Origin of the sequence: Kitasatospora griseola (genome assembly GCF_044999035.1) — a bacterium.
Taxonomy (GTDB): Bacteria; Actinomycetota; Actinomycetes; order Streptomycetales; family Streptomycetaceae; genus Kitasatospora; species Kitasatospora griseola.
Genome location: NZ_CP173360.1, coordinates 5,535,970 through 5,551,598 on the forward strand (window position 1 = coordinate 5,535,970; position 15,629 = coordinate 5,551,598).

The 15,629-nt window shown below is 71.8% G+C and carries 14 protein-coding genes, 2 tRNA genes and 1 riboswitch; of the genes, 11 read left to right on the plus strand and 5 right to left on the minus strand.

Annotated features, from left to right (window positions below; all coding sequences use genetic code 11):
• Positions 1–21 precede the first annotated feature (21 nt).
• Positions 22–672, plus strand: a complete 651-nt coding sequence (locus ACI1MP_RS25165; protein ID WP_404869529.1) for a disulfide bond formation protein DsbA — start codon at positions 22–24, stop codon at positions 670–672.
• Positions 673–729: 57 nt separating this feature from the next.
• Here ACI1MP_RS25165 and ACI1MP_RS25170 read toward each other — a convergent pair whose 3' ends face one another.
• On the minus strand, positions 730–2,130 hold the full coding sequence (locus ACI1MP_RS25170) for an amino acid permease (protein ID WP_380335572.1): 1,401 nt from the start codon (positions 2,128–2,130) through the stop codon (positions 730–732).
• A 280-nt stretch (positions 2,131–2,410) separates the two neighbouring features.
• Between ACI1MP_RS25170 and ACI1MP_RS25175 the strand changes: the two genes are divergently transcribed.
• Positions 2,411–3,007, plus strand: a complete 597-nt coding sequence (locus ACI1MP_RS25175; protein WP_404869530.1) for a biotin transporter BioY — start codon at positions 2,411–2,413, stop codon at positions 3,005–3,007.
• Positions 3,008–3,076: 69 nt separating this feature from the next.
• Complete coding sequence (locus tag ACI1MP_RS25180; RefSeq protein WP_100585677.1) at positions 3,077–3,562, plus strand: ribose-5-phosphate isomerase; 486 nt, start codon at positions 3,077–3,079, stop codon at positions 3,560–3,562.
• A gap of 66 nt (positions 3,563–3,628) precedes the next feature.
• On the opposite strand, the gene ACI1MP_RS25185 is transcribed toward ACI1MP_RS25180, so the two are convergent.
• Positions 3,629–4,882 (minus strand): GNAT family N-acetyltransferase, encoded by a 1,254-nt coding sequence (locus ACI1MP_RS25185; protein ID WP_404869531.1) that lies wholly within the window; start codon positions 4,880–4,882, stop codon positions 3,629–3,631.
• Positions 4,883–5,069: 187 nt separating this feature from the next.
• On the opposite strand from ACI1MP_RS25185, the gene ACI1MP_RS25190 reads away from it, so the two are divergent.
• The 3 genes from ACI1MP_RS25190 to ACI1MP_RS25200 all read left to right on the plus strand — a co-directional run bounded on the left by ACI1MP_RS25190 (position 5,070) and on the right by ACI1MP_RS25200 (position 8,396).
• Complete coding sequence (locus ACI1MP_RS25190) at positions 5,070–6,281, plus strand: PP2C family protein-serine/threonine phosphatase (protein WP_380335563.1); 1,212 nt, start codon at positions 5,070–5,072, stop codon at positions 6,279–6,281.
• Between the two features lie 388 nt (positions 6,282–6,669).
• Positions 6,670–6,864 (plus strand): hypothetical protein, encoded by a 195-nt coding sequence (locus tag ACI1MP_RS25195; RefSeq protein WP_043913995.1) that lies wholly within the window; start codon positions 6,670–6,672, stop codon positions 6,862–6,864.
• A gap of 372 nt (positions 6,865–7,236) precedes the next feature.
• Positions 7,237–7,392: riboswitch (cyclic di-AMP (ydaO/yuaA leader) on the plus strand.
• A gap of 2 nt (positions 7,393–7,394) precedes the next feature.
• Positions 7,395–8,396, plus strand: coding sequence for a peptidoglycan DD-metalloendopeptidase family protein (locus tag ACI1MP_RS25200; RefSeq protein ID WP_404869532.1), 1,002 nt, complete (start codon positions 7,395–7,397; stop codon positions 8,394–8,396).
• A 226-nt stretch (positions 8,397–8,622) separates the two neighbouring features.
• Here ACI1MP_RS25200 and ACI1MP_RS25205 read toward each other — a convergent pair.
• Positions 8,623–8,696 (minus strand) — tRNA-Gly (locus ACI1MP_RS25205).
• 150 nt (positions 8,697–8,846) lie between these two features.
• Here ACI1MP_RS25205 and ACI1MP_RS25210 point away from each other — a divergent pair.
• The 5 genes from ACI1MP_RS25210 to clpX all read left to right on the plus strand — a co-directional run bounded on the left by ACI1MP_RS25210 (position 8,847) and on the right by clpX (position 13,635).
• Positions 8,847–8,920: transfer RNA gene (locus ACI1MP_RS25210), tRNA-Pro, on the plus strand.
• 205 nt (positions 8,921–9,125) lie between these two features.
• Positions 9,126–10,511 carry a trigger factor gene (gene tig, locus ACI1MP_RS25215; RefSeq protein ID WP_380335558.1) on the plus strand — a complete coding sequence of 462 codons (1,386 nt, stop codon included), beginning with the start codon at positions 9,126–9,128 and terminating at the stop codon, positions 10,509–10,511.
• Positions 10,512–10,745: 234 nt separating this feature from the next.
• Positions 10,746–11,363: an ATP-dependent Clp protease proteolytic subunit gene (locus ACI1MP_RS25220; protein WP_100586005.1), complete on the plus strand. Its 618-nt coding sequence runs from the start codon at positions 10,746–10,748 to the stop codon at positions 11,361–11,363.
• A gap of 44 nt (positions 11,364–11,407) precedes the next feature.
• Positions 11,408–12,070, plus strand: coding sequence for an ATP-dependent Clp protease proteolytic subunit (locus ACI1MP_RS25225; RefSeq protein WP_043913990.1), 663 nt, complete (start codon positions 11,408–11,410; stop codon positions 12,068–12,070).
• A gap of 278 nt (positions 12,071–12,348) precedes the next feature.
• On the plus strand, positions 12,349–13,635 hold the full coding sequence (gene clpX, locus ACI1MP_RS25230; RefSeq protein WP_043913988.1) for an ATP-dependent Clp protease ATP-binding subunit ClpX: 1,287 nt from the start codon (positions 12,349–12,351) through the stop codon (positions 13,633–13,635).
• 83 nt (positions 13,636–13,718) lie between these two features.
• On the opposite strand, the gene ACI1MP_RS25235 is transcribed toward clpX, so the two are convergent.
• Together ACI1MP_RS25235 and ACI1MP_RS25240 are read right to left on the minus strand one after the other, a co-directional pair.
• Positions 13,719–14,525: a hypothetical protein gene (locus ACI1MP_RS25235; protein WP_363475343.1), complete on the minus strand. Its 807-nt coding sequence runs from the start codon at positions 14,523–14,525 to the stop codon at positions 13,719–13,721.
• Between the two features lie 39 nt (positions 14,526–14,564).
• Positions 14,565–15,608 (minus strand): hypothetical protein, encoded by a 1,044-nt coding sequence (locus ACI1MP_RS25240; RefSeq protein ID WP_380335553.1) that lies wholly within the window; start codon positions 15,606–15,608, stop codon positions 14,565–14,567.
• Positions 15,609–15,629: the final 21 nt, after the last annotated feature.

Sequence of the window (15,629 nt, forward strand, 5' to 3'; positions counted from 1 at the left end):
GCACCGCTCGACCGCCGATTCATGGGGACGCCGCACGTGAGCACTGCCGACAGCCGCAAGACCGCCGACTTCTGGTTCGACCCGATCTGCCCGTGGGCCTGGATGACCTCCCGCTGGATGCTGGAGGTCGAGCGGCTCCGCCCGGTGGACGTCCGCTGGCACGTGATGAGCCTGTCCGTCCTCAACGAGAACCGGGACGACGTGCCCGAGCAGTACCGCGAGCTGCTGGCCGCCGGCTGGGGCCCGGTCCGGGTGCTGATCGCGGCCGCTGAGGCGTACGGCGAGGAGGTGCTCGGCCGGCTCTACACCGAACTCGGCCTCCGCTTCCACAACCAGGGCCTGCCCAACACCCGGGAGACCGTGGTCGCCGCGCTCACCGCCGCCGGGCTGCCCGCCGAGCTCGCGGACGCCGCCGACACGGACGCGTTCGACGAGAAGCTGCGCGCCTCCCACCGGGAGGGCATCGGCCTGGTCGGCGAGGACGTCGGCACCCCGGTCATCGCCGTGGAAGGCCCGGACGGCGACCGGGTCGCCTTCTTCGGCCCGGTCGTCACCCCGACGCCGCGCGGCGAGGCCGCGGCCCGGCTCTGGGACGGCACGCTGCTGGTGGCGTCGACGCCCGGCTTCTACGAGATCAAGCGCACCCGCACCGCGGGGCCCTCGTTCGAGTAGCCGGACACGGAGGAGCCCCCGCGCCCGCTCCGGGGTGCGGGGGCTCCTCCAGGTGCGTCAGACCGCCGGTCGGCGGCTCCGCAGCTGGCCGACGACCGCCAGCGCGACCGTCAGGCCGGCGGTGAAGTACAGCTGGATGCGGTTGGCGGAGTCCATCGTCATCAGCACCAGGACCACCGCGATCGCCGCCAGCGCGGCGTACGTCAGGTACGGGAACGCCCACATCCGGACGGGGAGCTGCGCCGTGGGCACGTGGCGGCGCATCCGGAGCTGGGCGACGGCGATGAAGGCCCAGACCACCAGGACGGCCGCGCCGACCATGTTGAGCAGCCAGGTGAAGACCGTCTCCGGCCACCAGTAGGAGAGCAGCACGGCGAGGAACCCGAACGCGCAGGACGCCAGCACCGCGCGCCGCGGGACGCCGCCGGACAGCCGGGCCATCGCCCGGGGGCCGTGGCCGCGGGCGACCAGCGAGTGTGCCATCCGGGACGAGCCGTAGATGTTGGCGTTCATCGCGGACAGCAGCGCGATCAGCACCACCACGTTCATCAGCTGCGCGGCGCCCGGGATGCCGAGGGTCTGCAGCACGGCCACGTAGGGCCCGGGCCGGACCACGGCCGGGTCGTCCCACGGCACCAGGGTGACGATCACCGCCATCGAGCCGACGTAGAACAGGGCGATCCGCCACATCGCGGTGCGCACCGCGAGGGCCACGCTGCGCCGGGGGTTCTCGGACTCGGCGGCGGCGATGGTGACGGTCTCCAGACCGCCGTACGCGAAGACCGAGGCGAGCAGGCCGGTGACCAGCCCGCTCGCGCCGTGCGGCAGGAAGCCGTGGTGGCCGGTCAGGTTGTCGGCGCCGGGGGAGGCGGTGCCGGGCAGCAGGCCGAGCACGGCCAGCACGCCGATCACCAGGAAGGCGCTGATCGCCAGCACCTTGATCGCGGCGAACCAGAACTCGAACTCGCCGAAGTTGCGGACGGCCGCCAGGTTGGTGGCGCAGAAGAACGCCATGAACATCGCGACCCAGGCCCAGGACGGCACGGCGGGCAGCCAGCCGGAGACGATGCCGGCCGCGCCGATCGCCTCCACCGCGACGCCCACGCACAGCAGCACCCAGAACAGCCAGCCGACGGTGAAGCCGGCCCACGGGCCGATCTCCCGGTCGGCGTGCACCGAGAACGAGCCGGAGGCGGGCCGGGCCGCGGACATCTCACCGAGCATCCGCATCACCAGCATCACCAGCAGCCCGGAGGCGGCGAAGGCGAGCACCACGGCGGGGCCGGCGGCGGCGATGCCGGAGCCGGAGCCGACGAACAGGCCGGCGCCGATCACTCCGCCGAGCGCGATCATCGACAGGTGGCGCTGCTTGAGTCCGTGGGCCAGGCCGGTGTCCTCGGCCGCGCCGTCGGCGGCCGGCCGGGCGGTCGCCTTGGCGGTGGGTGGAGTACGGGTCATGCGGAGGGTTTTCCAGACTGTGTGACGGTCCGACCGTTTCGGAGGGATCTGTCCACTATTCGGCATGTGACGTGGACGCCCCAACCGGGACCGGCATCCGGACGCCGTTCCGACGGACAGTGACGGCGGAACCACCGTGAGCACCCGGTGAGGGCTTGGTCACAGGCCGGACCCGACAAGCCCGGCCCGGTCGGCTTTGTCGTGCCCCGACGCGGTGGCGGAGCCCTGACAGCGCGTAGGTTCACAGATGATCCATTCCGTCGGAATCCCGGGAGCAGCCATGGCCATCGCCGCGTCGACACCGTCCACCGCCGTCCTTGCCGACCTGCTGCCGCAGGCGTCCACCCGGATCGGCGCGCGGACCCGCGACCTGGCCCTGGTGGCCGGCGGCGCCGCGCTGACCGGCATCGCCGCCCAGCTGTCCGTCCCCGTGCCGGGTTCGCCGGTGCCGGTGACCGGGCAGACCTTCGCCGCGCTGCTGGTCGGCACCGCGCTCGGCGCCCGCCGCGGCGTCGCCGCGCTCGGCCTCTACCTGGCGGCCGGCGCGGCCGGCCTGCCCTGGTTCGCCGAGGGCACCTCCGGCGCGGGCATGGCCACCTTCGGCTACGTGATCGGCTTCGTGCTGGCCGCCGCCCTCACCGGCGTGCTGGCCCGCCGCGGCGCCGACCGCAGCCCGCTGCGCACCGCCGGCGCGATGGCGCTCGGTAGCCTGGTGATCTACGCGGTCGGCGTGCCGTACCTGGCGTTCGCCCTGGACGTCCCGCTGGCCAGGGCCGCAAGCCTCGGCATGTACCCGTACCTGATCGGCGACGCGCTGAAGATGGCGCTCGCGATGGGCGCCCTGCCGCTCACCTGGAAGCTCCTCGGCCGCCGCTGACGACCCGTCCGAACCGGGCCCGCCGCCCCTGCCGGGGCGCGGGCCCGGTGGCATGTCACACTCGTGTCCATGCGCGTCTACCTGGGCTCCGACCACGCCGGATACGAACTGAAGAACCACCTCGTCGAGTGGCTGAAGGAGGCCGGGCACGAGCCGGTCGACTGCGGCCCGCACATCTACGACGCCGAGGACGACTACCCGCCGTTCTGCCTGCGGGCGGCCGAGCGCACCGCCGCCGACCCCGAGGCGCTGGGCGTGGTGATCGGCGGCTCCGGCAACGGCGAGGCGATCGCCGCCAACAAGGTCAAGGGCGTCCGCGCCGCGCTGGCCTGGAGCGAGCAGACCGCCGCCCTCGGCCGCGAGCACAACAACGCCAACGTGATCTCGGTCGGCGGCCGGATGCACACCCTGGACGAGGCCACCAAGTTCGTCGAGATCTTCCTCAACACCCCGTACAGCGGCGAGCCCCGGCACACCCGCCGGATCGAGATGCTCTCCGAGTACGAGACCACCGGCGAGCTGCCGCCCATTCCGGCGCACCACCCGCAGGGCTGATCCGGCCACAACGCACCGCGCCCGCCCGGGAGTTGCCCGGGCGGGCGCGCGTATTCCGGCAGCCGGTCAGAAGCCGTGCGGCAGCCAGGGCTCCAGCCCCGAGCGGAACGCCGCCGACACCGGCTCCAGCACACCCGGCCGCAGCTCGTGCACCAGACCCGCCGCGGCCAACGCCGTCAGCGAGGTGCCGCCCAGGTAGGCCGAGCCCAACTCGCGCACGTCCAACGCCAGATCGGCCGGCTCGTCGGTCGGCACGCAGGTGGCCGGCTTGCCCGGCGCGGCCGTCAGCCGCCAACGGCCCGCGTTCCACGGGCAGAACGCGTCGGTGACCTCCAGCACCGCGTCCACCGGCTGCGCCCAGCCGCGCGCCCCGAGCGCCTTCGGCAGGTCCACCAGCCGCACGAACATGGCGTCCACCATCCGGGGCGTCAGGTGCCGGACGTCCGACACCAGGTGCAGCAGCGGGTCGTCCGCCGGCAGGTTGAACGCCTCCACCCGCTCCGTCAGGTCCAGGTCCAGCAGGAACTCCCACAGCCGGGCGTACACCCAGGGCTGCTCCGCCTGCACCGCACGGACCCGGACCACGCCGGCCGCGCCGCGCTCGTTCCAGTCGTCCTTCACCGCGTACCGCGCGTAGCCGAGCAGCTCTCCCGTCTCCGGGTCCTCCGCCAGCACCGACTGCAGCGGGGAGAAGCCGCTGCGGGACTCCGGCGCGTCCAGCACCGGGAGCTTCTCCCAGCCGGGCTGCCGCAGCAGGGTGCCCGGGCGGCGAGTGGCGAGGCGGGCGTACAGCTCCTCGCAGCGCGCCAGTTCGGCCGTCGGATCGGCCAGCCGCAGCACCAGCTCGCCGCGGCGCTCCGGCGTGTGCACCTTCGCCCGGCCGCGGAGCATCGACACCACGGCCTTGCGGGTGCCCTGCCCGTAGCCGAACCGCCCGTAGATCGCCGGCTCGGACGCCGTCAGCACCGCCAGCGACTCCCCGGCCGCCCGCACGTCCGCCAACTGACGGCGCATCATGGCGGTCAGCGCGCCCCGGCGCCGGTGGGTGGGCAGCACGCCCACCATCGTCACGCCCGCCGCCGGGACCACCGCGCCGCCCGGCACCACCAGTCGGAAGCTGAACGCCGAGCCGCCGCCGACGATGCGCTCGCCCTCGCAGATCGCCAGCGAACGCTCCACCTCCGTCAACTCGTGCCACAGCGCGCGCTCCGCGGGGGCCTCCCCGCCGCCGCCGAACGCCACGTCCAGGGTGCTGTACCAGGTCTCCCACTCCTCGACGCGCAACGGCCGCAGGGTCAGTTCGGGGTGTCGAATCGTCATGAGGCCCTGCCTACCACCCGAACCGGAAGCGTGCGACCGATTTGTCGCGCCCATGCCGGTCTCCGGTCTCCGGTGCTCCCCGTCGCGGCGCCCGCGGCCGAAACCCACCGGAGCGTGCCGCTCTCGTTGCACTCGGTGCCACCCGGGCCGTCGACGCGGGCACCGCCGGTGGATAAGGTCGGTCCCCATGGCCGACAGCGCGCGCACCGGAGCGACGGGCCGGGGCGGCAGACCGCCCCGCGAGCCCGTGACGGCCCGGCTGCGCGCTGCGCTGTACCGGGCCCGACGCAGGCTGCGCCGCACCGGCGTCGACTACTTCCGCGGCGACGGCGCCGACTGGTGGGCGTTCGCCGCCCTCGCCCTCGCCGTGCCCGTGCTGGTGCTGCTGAACATCGCGATCCCCGACTGGGCCCCACCCACCGCCCTGGTGCTGCCGGTGCTGGCCGGCGCCCTGCTGCTGCGCCCCGGCACCCTGGTGCTGCTGTACGCCGTCGCGGCGGGCGGGCTGATCGCCGAGTCCCTGGTGCACACCGGGGAGCGCGTCGCCAGCGCGCAGCCCGAGGCCTACACCCACGGCGTGACCCCGGGTGCCGCCCTGGTGGTCGGCGCGGTCGGCGTCGCCGGGCTGCTGGTCGCCCAGTTCCGCCGCCGGATCGGCGTGCCCTGGCGGGGCGGCTCCACCATGCTGTTCGACCTGCGCGAGCGGATCCGGGTCCAGGGCCGCATCCCGCAACTGCCCGACGGCTGGCACACCGACACCGCGCTGCGCCCGGCCGGCGGCCAGTCCTTCTCCGGCGACTTCATGGCCGCCGCCCGCACCGGCCCCGGCGGGCGGGTGCTCGAAGTCGTCCTCGCCGACGTCTCCGGCAAGGGCATGGACGCCGGCAGCCGCTCGCTGCTGCTGTCCGGCGCCTTCGGCGGACTGCTCGGCTCGCTGCCCGCCCACGACTTCCTGCCCGCCGCCAACGGTTACCTGCTGCGCCAGGACTGGGCAGAGGGCTTCGCCACCGCCGTCCACCTGGTGGTGGACCTGGACACCGGCGAGTACGAACTGCTCTCCGCCGGACACCTGCCCGGCATGCACCGCCTCGCGGGGGCCGGTTACTGGGAGGTCAAGGAGGCCGAGGGCCCGCTGCTCGGCGTCTACGACGAAGCCAAGTTCGAGGGGGTGCGCGGCACCCTCGGCCCCGGCGACGTCCTGATGCTGTGCACCGACGGCATGGTGGAGATCCCCGGCCGCGACCTCGCCGAGGGCATGGACCGGCTGATGGGCGAGGCCGACCGGCTGGTCGCCGCCGCACCGGCGGCGATCCGGTCCGGGGCGGCGGTCCGGCTGATCGACACCGTCGCCAAGCACGTCAACGACGACCGCGCGGTGCTGCTGATCTGGCGCCGCTGAACCCGCGGCGAGTGCAGACCCGGTGAGCGCGGAGTGTCCACGGAGTGTCAAACCCGGGCGTTGATCTTCGGCCAATTCCGGTGCGGCGTCCGGGCCGACCGGTGACACCGGATCTGCCTGCCGGTTTACCGCGCCGGCCTGCGCGGACCGCCGCCCGCCGACGGGCCGTCAGAACCCGTCCGCTATCGTCGCGGTCGGCGAAAATCAGTCCTACCAGGCGGGTTCGGGCGCAGGAGCCCCGGGCAAGTTCTTTACGCACTCCGCACGAGCGACCACACTGAGTCCGGATGGAGTGGTGGGGACACGGGGGGCTGGGGCCGGTTTCCGCCTGGGAGCCATCGCCGGCTTTCACCCGAACCCCCGCCACGAATCGAGGAAGTGAGTCCCGGTGGCCTTCTCCGTCTCCGCGCTTGTCCTGTTCGGCATCATCGTCGCGATCTTCATTCGCAACAAGCAGCTGAAGTCCGGGCACGCCATCGTCGCCGCCCTGTTCGGCTTCATGCTGAGCCAGTCGACCATGGCCGGCCCGATCCAGCAGTTCCTCACCTCGGTCTCCAAGGCCATCGCCTCGATCGCGGGTTGACGCCGCGTCGGCTCTCCGGCGACACGCCACGACGGGCGGGAGGCACCCCCGCACCGTCCATTCGGCCTGCCCGCAGGTGACCAGGGTCACCCACGGCGTCACGCCGGGTCCGCGACCGAACGCGCACGGTGGCCGAGGTCGCCCACCGTGCGGGGTTCGTGTGCGCACCGTCATGATCCCGTACGCGCACCGCAGCGGCCCGGTCGACACCGCGTGACCTGGTGGACCGTCAGCCCCTTCCCGATCTTGGGAACGGGGCCGGTCGGCGTTTGCCAGCCTCGCGGGCCGTGGGATTTGCTTCGTCCGCAGCCCGGCCAGTGACCGGGCGGGCCACCGGACGGAACGCCTAGTCCTGCCGTCGTCCGGTGCCGACCAGATACCACGCCACGGCAGGAGCGGGGGAACCACAGGTAAGTCGCCGGGCCCGGGAACATCCGGGAACGGCTCGGGGTGAAGCCGCAGTTCTGCGGCCGGGCAACTCTCGCCCGAACCCGACAGCTCACCTCGCAGGCGTCGGAGAGGAATGCTTCATGTCCGTTCAGGGCAAGCACCGCAAGCCGCGCCTGGCCACCGTCGCCCGCATCGCCATCGCCGCCGGTGTGGCCGGCGCCGCGATCGGTCTCCCGGTCACCGCCGCCTCCGCGCACACCGCCACCGAGCAGGGCGCCAACCGCCCGGCGTCCCAGGTCTCGACGGACGCGACGCCGGTCGCCTCCGCGCACGACTACCGGGTCGTCTCCGGCGACACCCTGTCCAAGATCGCTGCCGCGCAGCACGTGGACGGCGGCTGGGAGAAGCTCTACCAGGACAACCACTCCGTGGTCGGCGGCAACCCCGACCTGATCTTCCCCGGCCAGCAGCTGACCATCAACGGCCAGGCCGCCGCCCCCGCGAAGGCCCCGGCCGCCAAGTCCACCTCCTCGGACACCGCCGCGAAGCCCGCCGCCGCGCCGAAGCCCGCCGCTGCGCCGAAGCCCGCCACCAAGCCGGCCGTCACCGTCACGAAGCCGGCCGTCGCCGACACCGCCAAGACCCAGCAGGCGGCCCCGGCCCCGAAGGCGTCGACCCCGGCTCCGGCCGTCACCACCGTGCCGGTCGCTCCGGTCGCCGCGACCACCAGCGCCAACGCCGCGTACGTGGCCCCCGCGCCGGGCAAGGTCACCACCGGTTACAAGGTGGCCGGCTCCAACTGGTCCAGCGGCTACCACACCGGCATCGACTTCCCGGTCGCCACCGGCACCAGCCTCAAGGCCGTCGCCGCGGGCACCGTGGTCTCGGCCGGCAACGGCGGCGCCTACGGCAACCAGGTCGTCATCAAGCTGGCCGACGGCAAGTACGCCCAGTACGCCCACCTGTCCTCGATCTCCGTCTCGGCCGGCCAGGCCGTGACGGCGGGCCAGCAGATCGGCCTCTCCGGCGCCACCGGCAACGTCACCGGCCCGCACCTGCACTTCGAGATCCGCACCACCCCGGACTACGGCTCCGACATCGACCCCGTCGCCTACCTGGCGGCCCACGGCGTCAACGTCTGATCCACGCCTCACCCCCCGAAGGCCCCGCGCAGCCACCCGGCCGCCCGGGGCCTTCGGGCTGCCCGGGGTGCGGCGCTCCGGGCGGGCGGCCGGGGTGCGGCAGCGGGGTGCGGCAGGGGGGTCGAGGGGTGCGGCCGGGCGCGTGGTCGAGGGGTGTCGCCGAGGGGGTGACCGGCCGAAACGCCGACGGCCCCGACTGCGTGGGCAGTCGGGGCCGTCGGCCTGCTGGAGCGGGTGACGAGAATCGAACTCGCGTGACCAGTTTGGAAGACTGGGGCTCTACCATTGAGCTACACCCGCAAAGGCGTACCCGCACCGCAGTCGCGGTGGCGAGGACTGGATCAGGGTACCTGGTCGCGCCGGTGGATTGCACACTTCTTCCGCGTTGTCGGCTCGCGGATATCGCCCCGGTCGAGGGGTGGCCGACGTGTACTCTTCTGCTCGGCACCACGGGGTGTGGCGCAGGTTGGTAGCGCGTCCGCTTTGGGAGCGGAAGGCCGTCGGTTCGAATCCGGTCACCCCGACCGTGCGGCAGGGTCTCGTCGGTGGGCGGGGCCCTGTTGTCGTTGTGGGCGCGGGTGTTGGGGGGAGTCGCCCCGACCTGCACCCGGTGCCGGGCACAGTCGCTTTCGTGGTACCGGTAGGATGGACCGCTGGCGGTAGTACGGACAGCATTTCAGCCCCAACCGCCTATCGCCCTGACCGCAAGCCCCCCTAGGAGACCCAACCGTGAAGAGCGCCGTCGAGACTCTGAACCCGACCCGGGTTCGACTCACCGTCGAGGTGCCCTTCGAGGAGCTCAAGCCCAGCCTCGACGCGGCGTACAAGAAGATCAACCAGCAGGTCACCGTCCCGGGCTTCCGCAAGGGCAAGATCCCGAACCGGGTCATCGACCAGCGCTTCGGCCGTGGCGCGGTGCTGGAGGAGGCCGTCAACGACGCGCTTCCGCGCTTCTACACGCAGGCCGTCGACGAGGGCCAGATCGACGTGCTGGGCCAGCCGGACATCACCGACATCGCCGGTGTCGAGAACCTGGCCGACGGCGGTGACCTGAAGTTCACCGCCGAGGTCGACGTCCGTCCCGAGGTCACCCTGCCGGACTTCACCGAGATCGCCGTCGTGGTGGACCCGGTCGAGGTCACCGACGAGGACATCGAGAAGTCGCTGCAGCAGCTGCGCGAGCGCTTCAGCTCCGTGAAGGACGTCGAGCGCGCCGCCGCCGAGGGCGACGTCGTGGTCGTCGACCTCGAGGCCAAGGTCGACGGTGAGGTGCCGGAGGACGGCACCGCCACCGGCGTGAGCTACGAGATCGGCTCCGGCCGCCTGCTGGACGGCATCGACGAGGCCGTGGTCGGCCTGTCCGCCGGTGAGGCCAAGACCTTCACCACCACCCTCAAGGGTGGCACCCAGGCCGGCAAGGACTCCGAGGTCACCGTCACCGTGACCACCGTCCAGGAGAAGGAACTCCCCGAGCTGGACGACGAGTTCGCGCAGCTCGCCTCGGAGTTCGACACCCTGGAGGAGCTGCGCGGGGACTCCCGCAAGCGCCTTGAGCGGATGAAGGAGTTCGACCAGGCCACCCAGGCCCAGGAGAAGGTCCTGGACGAGCTGCTGACCCGGGTCGAGATGGACTACCCGGAGAAGCTGCTCGCGGACGAGATCGGCACCCGCAAGCACAACCTGGAGCACCACCAGCTGGAGCCGATGGGCCTGACCCTCGACACCTACCTCGCCTCCCAGGACAAGTCCCGCGAGGACTACGACAAGGAGACCGAGGAGCAGGCGAAGAAGGGCATCAAGACCCAGTTCGTCCTGGACCAGATCGTCAAGAACGAGGAGCTGGGCGTCAACCAGGAGGAGCTCACCGAGCACCTCATCCGTCGCGCCGCCGGCTCCGGCATGACCCCGGACCAGTTCGCCCAGCAGGTCGTCCAGGGCGGCCAGGTCCAGCTGCTGGTCGGCGAGGTCGCCCGCGGCAAGGCGCTGGCCCTGGTCGTCGAGGCCGCCAAGGTCACCGACACCAACGGTGAGGTCGTCTCCTTCGAGGACGAGGAGGAGGAGGCCGCCGAGGCCGCCACCGCCGAGGCCGCCGCCGAGGAGACCACCGAGGCCTGAGCCTCGTAACCGCCGGGAATCCGGCGGAACGCAGCACCGGGACGGGCCCGGGCACCGCATGGTGCCCGGGCCCGTCCGCGTCGGGCCCGGTCACCCTGCGCTCACAGCGAACAGTTCTGCGTGGGGGATTCAGCGGCGGGGCCTGCGCGTTAGGGTCGGTGGACAGCGACACACACGCAGATCGACTGAGCAGGTGGCTAAGTGACGTTCCCGCAGATGCAGATGCCTGGCCCGATGGCACCGCACGCCGCCGGCGGCGACGTGGGCGGCGGCCTGGGCGACCAGGTCTACAACCGGCTGCTCAACGAGCGCATCATCTTCCTCGGCCAGCAGGTCGACGACGACATCGCCAACAAGATCACCGCCCAGCTCCTGCTGCTCGCGGCGGACCCCGAGAAGGACATCTACCTCTACATCAACTCCCCGGGCGGCTCGATCTCGGCCGGCATGGCGATCTACGACACCATGCAGTACATCAAGAACGACGTGGTGACCATCGCCATGGGCATGGCCGCGTCGATGGGCCAGTTCCTGCTGACCGCGGGCGCCAAGGGCAAGCGCTTCTCGCTGCCGAACGCCAACATCCTGATGCACCAGCCCTCCGCGGGCCTCGGCGGCTCCGCCACCGACATCCGGATCCAGGCGGAGCAGCTGCTGCGCACCAAGAAGCGGATGTCGGAGCTGATCGCCCAGCACAGCGGTCAGTCCTTCGAGCAGATCACCGCGGACTCCGACCGTGACCGCTGGTTCACGCCGGAGGAGGCCAAGGCGTACGGCCTGATCGACGAGATCATGCACAGCGCCGCGGACGTCCCGGGCGGCGGCGGCACCGGCGCCGGCCAGGCCGGCTGACCGGCATCGGAACCCAGACCGCACGCTTCGGAGGACCAGAGAACATGAACATCCCCAGCCTGTCCGGTGCCAAGGCCCGCCTGGAGGACATGCGGGCCGAGGGCCGCTACATCGTCCCGCGGTTCGTCGAGCGCACCTCGCAGGGCATCCGCGAGTACGACCCGTACGCCAAGCTGTTCGAGGAGCGCATCATCTTCCTCGGCTCGCAGGTGGACGACGTCTCCGCGAACGACATCATGGCGCAGCTGATCTGCCTGGAGTCGATGGACCCGGACCGGGACATCTCGCTGTACATCAACTCGCCCGGTGGCTCGTTCACCGCGCTGACGGCGATCTACGACACCATGCAGTTCGTGAAGCCCGACATCCAGACGGTCTGCATGGGCCAGGCCGCCTCGGCCGCCGCGGTCATCCTGGCCGCCGGCACCCCCGGCAAGCGGATGGCGCTGCCGAACGCCCGGGTGCTGATCCACCAGCCGTACACCGAGACCGGCCGCGGTCAGGTGTCGGACCTGGAGATCCAGGCCAAGGAGATCTTCCGGATGCGCGAGCAGCTGGAGACCATGCTGGCCAAGCACTCCAACAAGGAGGTCGAGCAGGTCCGCGAGGACATCGAGCGCGACAAGATCCTCACCGCCGAGGAGTCGCTGGAGTACGGCCTGATCGACCAGATCATCTCGACCCGCAAGAACTCCTACATGGAGTGATCGCTCGCCCCGGGGCGGTGCGTACGTGACGTACGCCCCGCCCCGGGGCGTTCCGGTCGGGGCCGCCGCCCCGGCACAATGGCTGTCGGGTCATGCACCCGCGACGGCATCTGTTCGGTATCAATTCGCCCAGGGCGTAGGGCAGAGCGGCCGAAGTCGACGGAAACAACGGCTCGGCAGAGTACCGTCGGATACCAGACCGACCGCCGACGGCGAAGCCGGTCTCACAGCACCAGGCCCCGACCCCCGCGGGGCCCCTGGCGAAGGGGAAGCACCTCGTGGCACGCATCGGAGACGGTGGCGACCTGCTCAAGTGCTCGTTCTGCGGCAAGTCGCAGAAGCAGGTGAAGAAGCTGATCGCCGGGCCAGGCGTGTACATCTGTGACGAGTGCATCGACCTGTGCAACGAGATCATCGAGGAGGAGCTCGCCGAGAGCTCCGAGGTGCGCTTCGAGGAACTCCCGAAGCCCCGCGAGATCTACGAGTTCCTGGACCAGTACGTGGTCGGCCAGGACCTCGCCAAGAAGGCGCTGTCGGTCGCGGTCTACAACCACTACAAGCGCGTCCAGGCGGGCGAGGCCGGTCGTTCCGGCTCCGGCCGGGACGACGCGATCGAGCTGGCCAAGTCGAACATCCTGCTGCTGGGCCCGACCGGCTCCGGCAAGACGCTGCTCGCGCAGACCCTGGCCCGGATGCTGAACGTGCCGTTCGCGATCGCGGACGCCACGGCGCTGACCGAGGCCGGCTACGTCGGCGAGGACGTCGAGAACATCCTGCTGAAGCTGATTCAGGCGGCCGACTACGACGTCAAGAAGGCCGAGACCGGGATCATCTACATCGACGAGATCGACAAGGTCGCCCGCAAGAGCGAGAACCCGTCGATCACCCGGGACGTCTCCGGCGAGGGCGTGCAGCAGGCCCTGCTGAAGATCCTGGAGGGCACCACCGCCTCGGTGCCGCCGCAGGGCGGGCGCAAGCACCCGCACCAGGAGTTCATCCAGATCGACACCACCAACGTGCTGTTCATCGTGGGCGGCGCGTTCGCGGGCCTGGAGCGGATCATCGAGGGCCGGGCGGGCGCCAAGGGCATCGGCTTCGGCGCCACCATCCGCTCCAAGCGCGAGCTGGACGCCTCGGACCACTTCCGTCAGGTGATGCCGGAGGACCTGGTGAAGTTCGGGATGATCCCGGAGTTCATCGGCCGACTGCCCGTCATCACCAGCGTGCACAACCTGGACCGCGAGGCGCTGCTGCAGATCCTCACCGAGCCGAAGAACGCGCTGGTGAAGCAGTACCGCAAGCTGTTCGAACTGGACGGCGTGGAGCTGGAGTTCACCCGGGACGCGCTGGAGGCGATCGCCGACCAGGCGATCCTGCGGGGCACCGGTGCGCGCGGTCTGCGGGCCATCATGGAGGAGGTGCTGATGTCCGTGATGTACGAGGTGCCGTCCCGTCAGGACGTCGCCCGCGTGGTGGTCACCGGGGACGTGGTCTCCAAGCACGCCATCCCGACCCTGGTCCCGCGCGACATGATCAAGCGTGAGCGCCGGGACAAGAGCGCCTGACCCGGGCGCCGCGACGGCGACACGAAAGCGGCCCCGCACCGGTGAACGGTGCGGGGCCGCTTTCATGTCCCGTGCGGTACGGGCTACTTGGGGACCTCGGAGAGCTTGCGCAGCTCCTGGGTGTCGGCGATGATCCGGTCCTTCGAGACACCGGAGTCGCTGGAGCCGTCGAGCTCCAGGACGACCACCACGGACGAGCTGTCGGCCCACACGCAGATGCCGCCCTGCTCGCCGGCGATCTCGGTGGTGCCGCAGGACAGTCGGCCGCCCAGCGGGCCCGGGTCGACGTCGCTGCGGTCCTTGATGCCGTCGCCGCCGGCCGAGAAGCTGCTGAACGCCGCGTCGACCTGCTTGGACGGGAGCAGCACCTTGCCGGTCATGCCGGACACCAGCAGCATCTTCTGCTGGTCCGAGGAGCGGTAGATGGTGCTGACCGGCTCGGCGTTGGTGAACGAGTTCTTGTCCTCGCCGAGGCCGCTCTGGAGGGTGCTGGACAGGCGCTTGGCGTCCGCGTCCTCCGGGTCGCTCTTCAGGTCCTTGAAGGACTGCGGCAGGACGACCTTGTTCTTGCCGGTGTTCGACGCGGTGTCGTAGATCAGGTAGCCGATCGTGGCGGCGCCGCCGAGGACGACCGCGGCCACCACGGACAGGCCGATCCACAGGCCCTTGCGGGACTTCTTCGCCATCGGCACGCCGGGCGGGTAGCCGCCGGGGGCGCCGGGCGGGAAGCCCGGCGGCGGGACGGCGCCGCCGCCCCACGCCTGCTGCTGCGGCGGCACGGGCTGGCCGTAGCCGCCCTGGGGCGCGCCGGGCGCGCCCTGCGGGGGTATCGGACCGTCCTGGGGCGGGCCGAAGCCGGGCTGCGGCGGGCCGAACTGGTTGTCGGACACGGGGGCTCCGTTCGAGCGTGAAGTGTGCTGCGGTGAGGCTTACTTGGCGACGGTCGCGGCGTCGCGGAGCTGACGCGTGCGGGCCGCGGCCTCGGTGGTGCTGATGGTCTTGCCGGTCGAGTCCATGGAGACGAACGCGACCACGCCGATGGTGGAGTGGCTGGCGAACATGCAGATCGGGACGCCGATCGAAGCCTTGCCGCTGCCGCTGTCCGAGGAGCCCACGCCGCAGCGGAGCTTGGCGCCCGGGTCGGTCGGGTCGCTCGCGTCGACGTCCGCCAACTCCTGCTTCCAGACCGGCTTGTCCTTGGCCGAGCCGTCGCCCTCGTTCAGCTTCTGGGTGGCGGTGTCGAGCGCCTTGGCCGGGTCCGGGACCTTGCCCCAGGAGCCGCTGAAGCTGGCCACGTCGGTGGCGGTCTTCTGGTACGTCGCGGTGAGCGAGCCCTCGAAGGTGCCGACGCCGTCCAGGCCCTTCAACTCGCCCTTCTCGGAGGCGTTCTTCTTGGTGTAGCCGGCCGCGCTCTCCGGCGCCGCCAGCTTGTACTTGCCCTCGGTGTCCGAGCCCTTGCCGCCGCTCAGCGCCCACCAGCCGACTCCGCCGCCCACCACCGCCAGCACCAGGACCACCACCAGGGCGATGATCCCGCCCTTGCCCTTGGCCGGGGCGGCCGGCGGCGGGTAGCCGCCGTAGCCGGGCTGGCCGGGCTGACCCGGCTGCTGGGGCATGCCGCCCCACTGCTGCTGGGGCGGCACCTGCTGCGGGTAGCCGTAACCGGGCTGCCCGGCGGGCGGCTGGGGTGCGCCGTAGGCCGGCGGCTGCTGCTGGGGAGCGCCGTAGGCGGGGGGCTGGGGTGCGCCGTAGGCCGGCGGCTGCTGCTGCGGGGCGCCGTAGGCGGGGGGCTGGGGTGCGCCGTAGGCCGGCGGCTGCTGCTGGGGAGCGCCGTACGCGGGCGGCTGGGGAGCCCCGTAGGCCGGCGGCTGCTGCTGCGGGGCGCCGTAGCCGGGCGGCTGCGGAGGAGCGTCGTACGGCTGCTGCGGCTGTCCCTGTGGATACTGCTGCGGTCCCTGACCCTGGCCGTACATGCGTCTTGGTTCTCCCCCGCC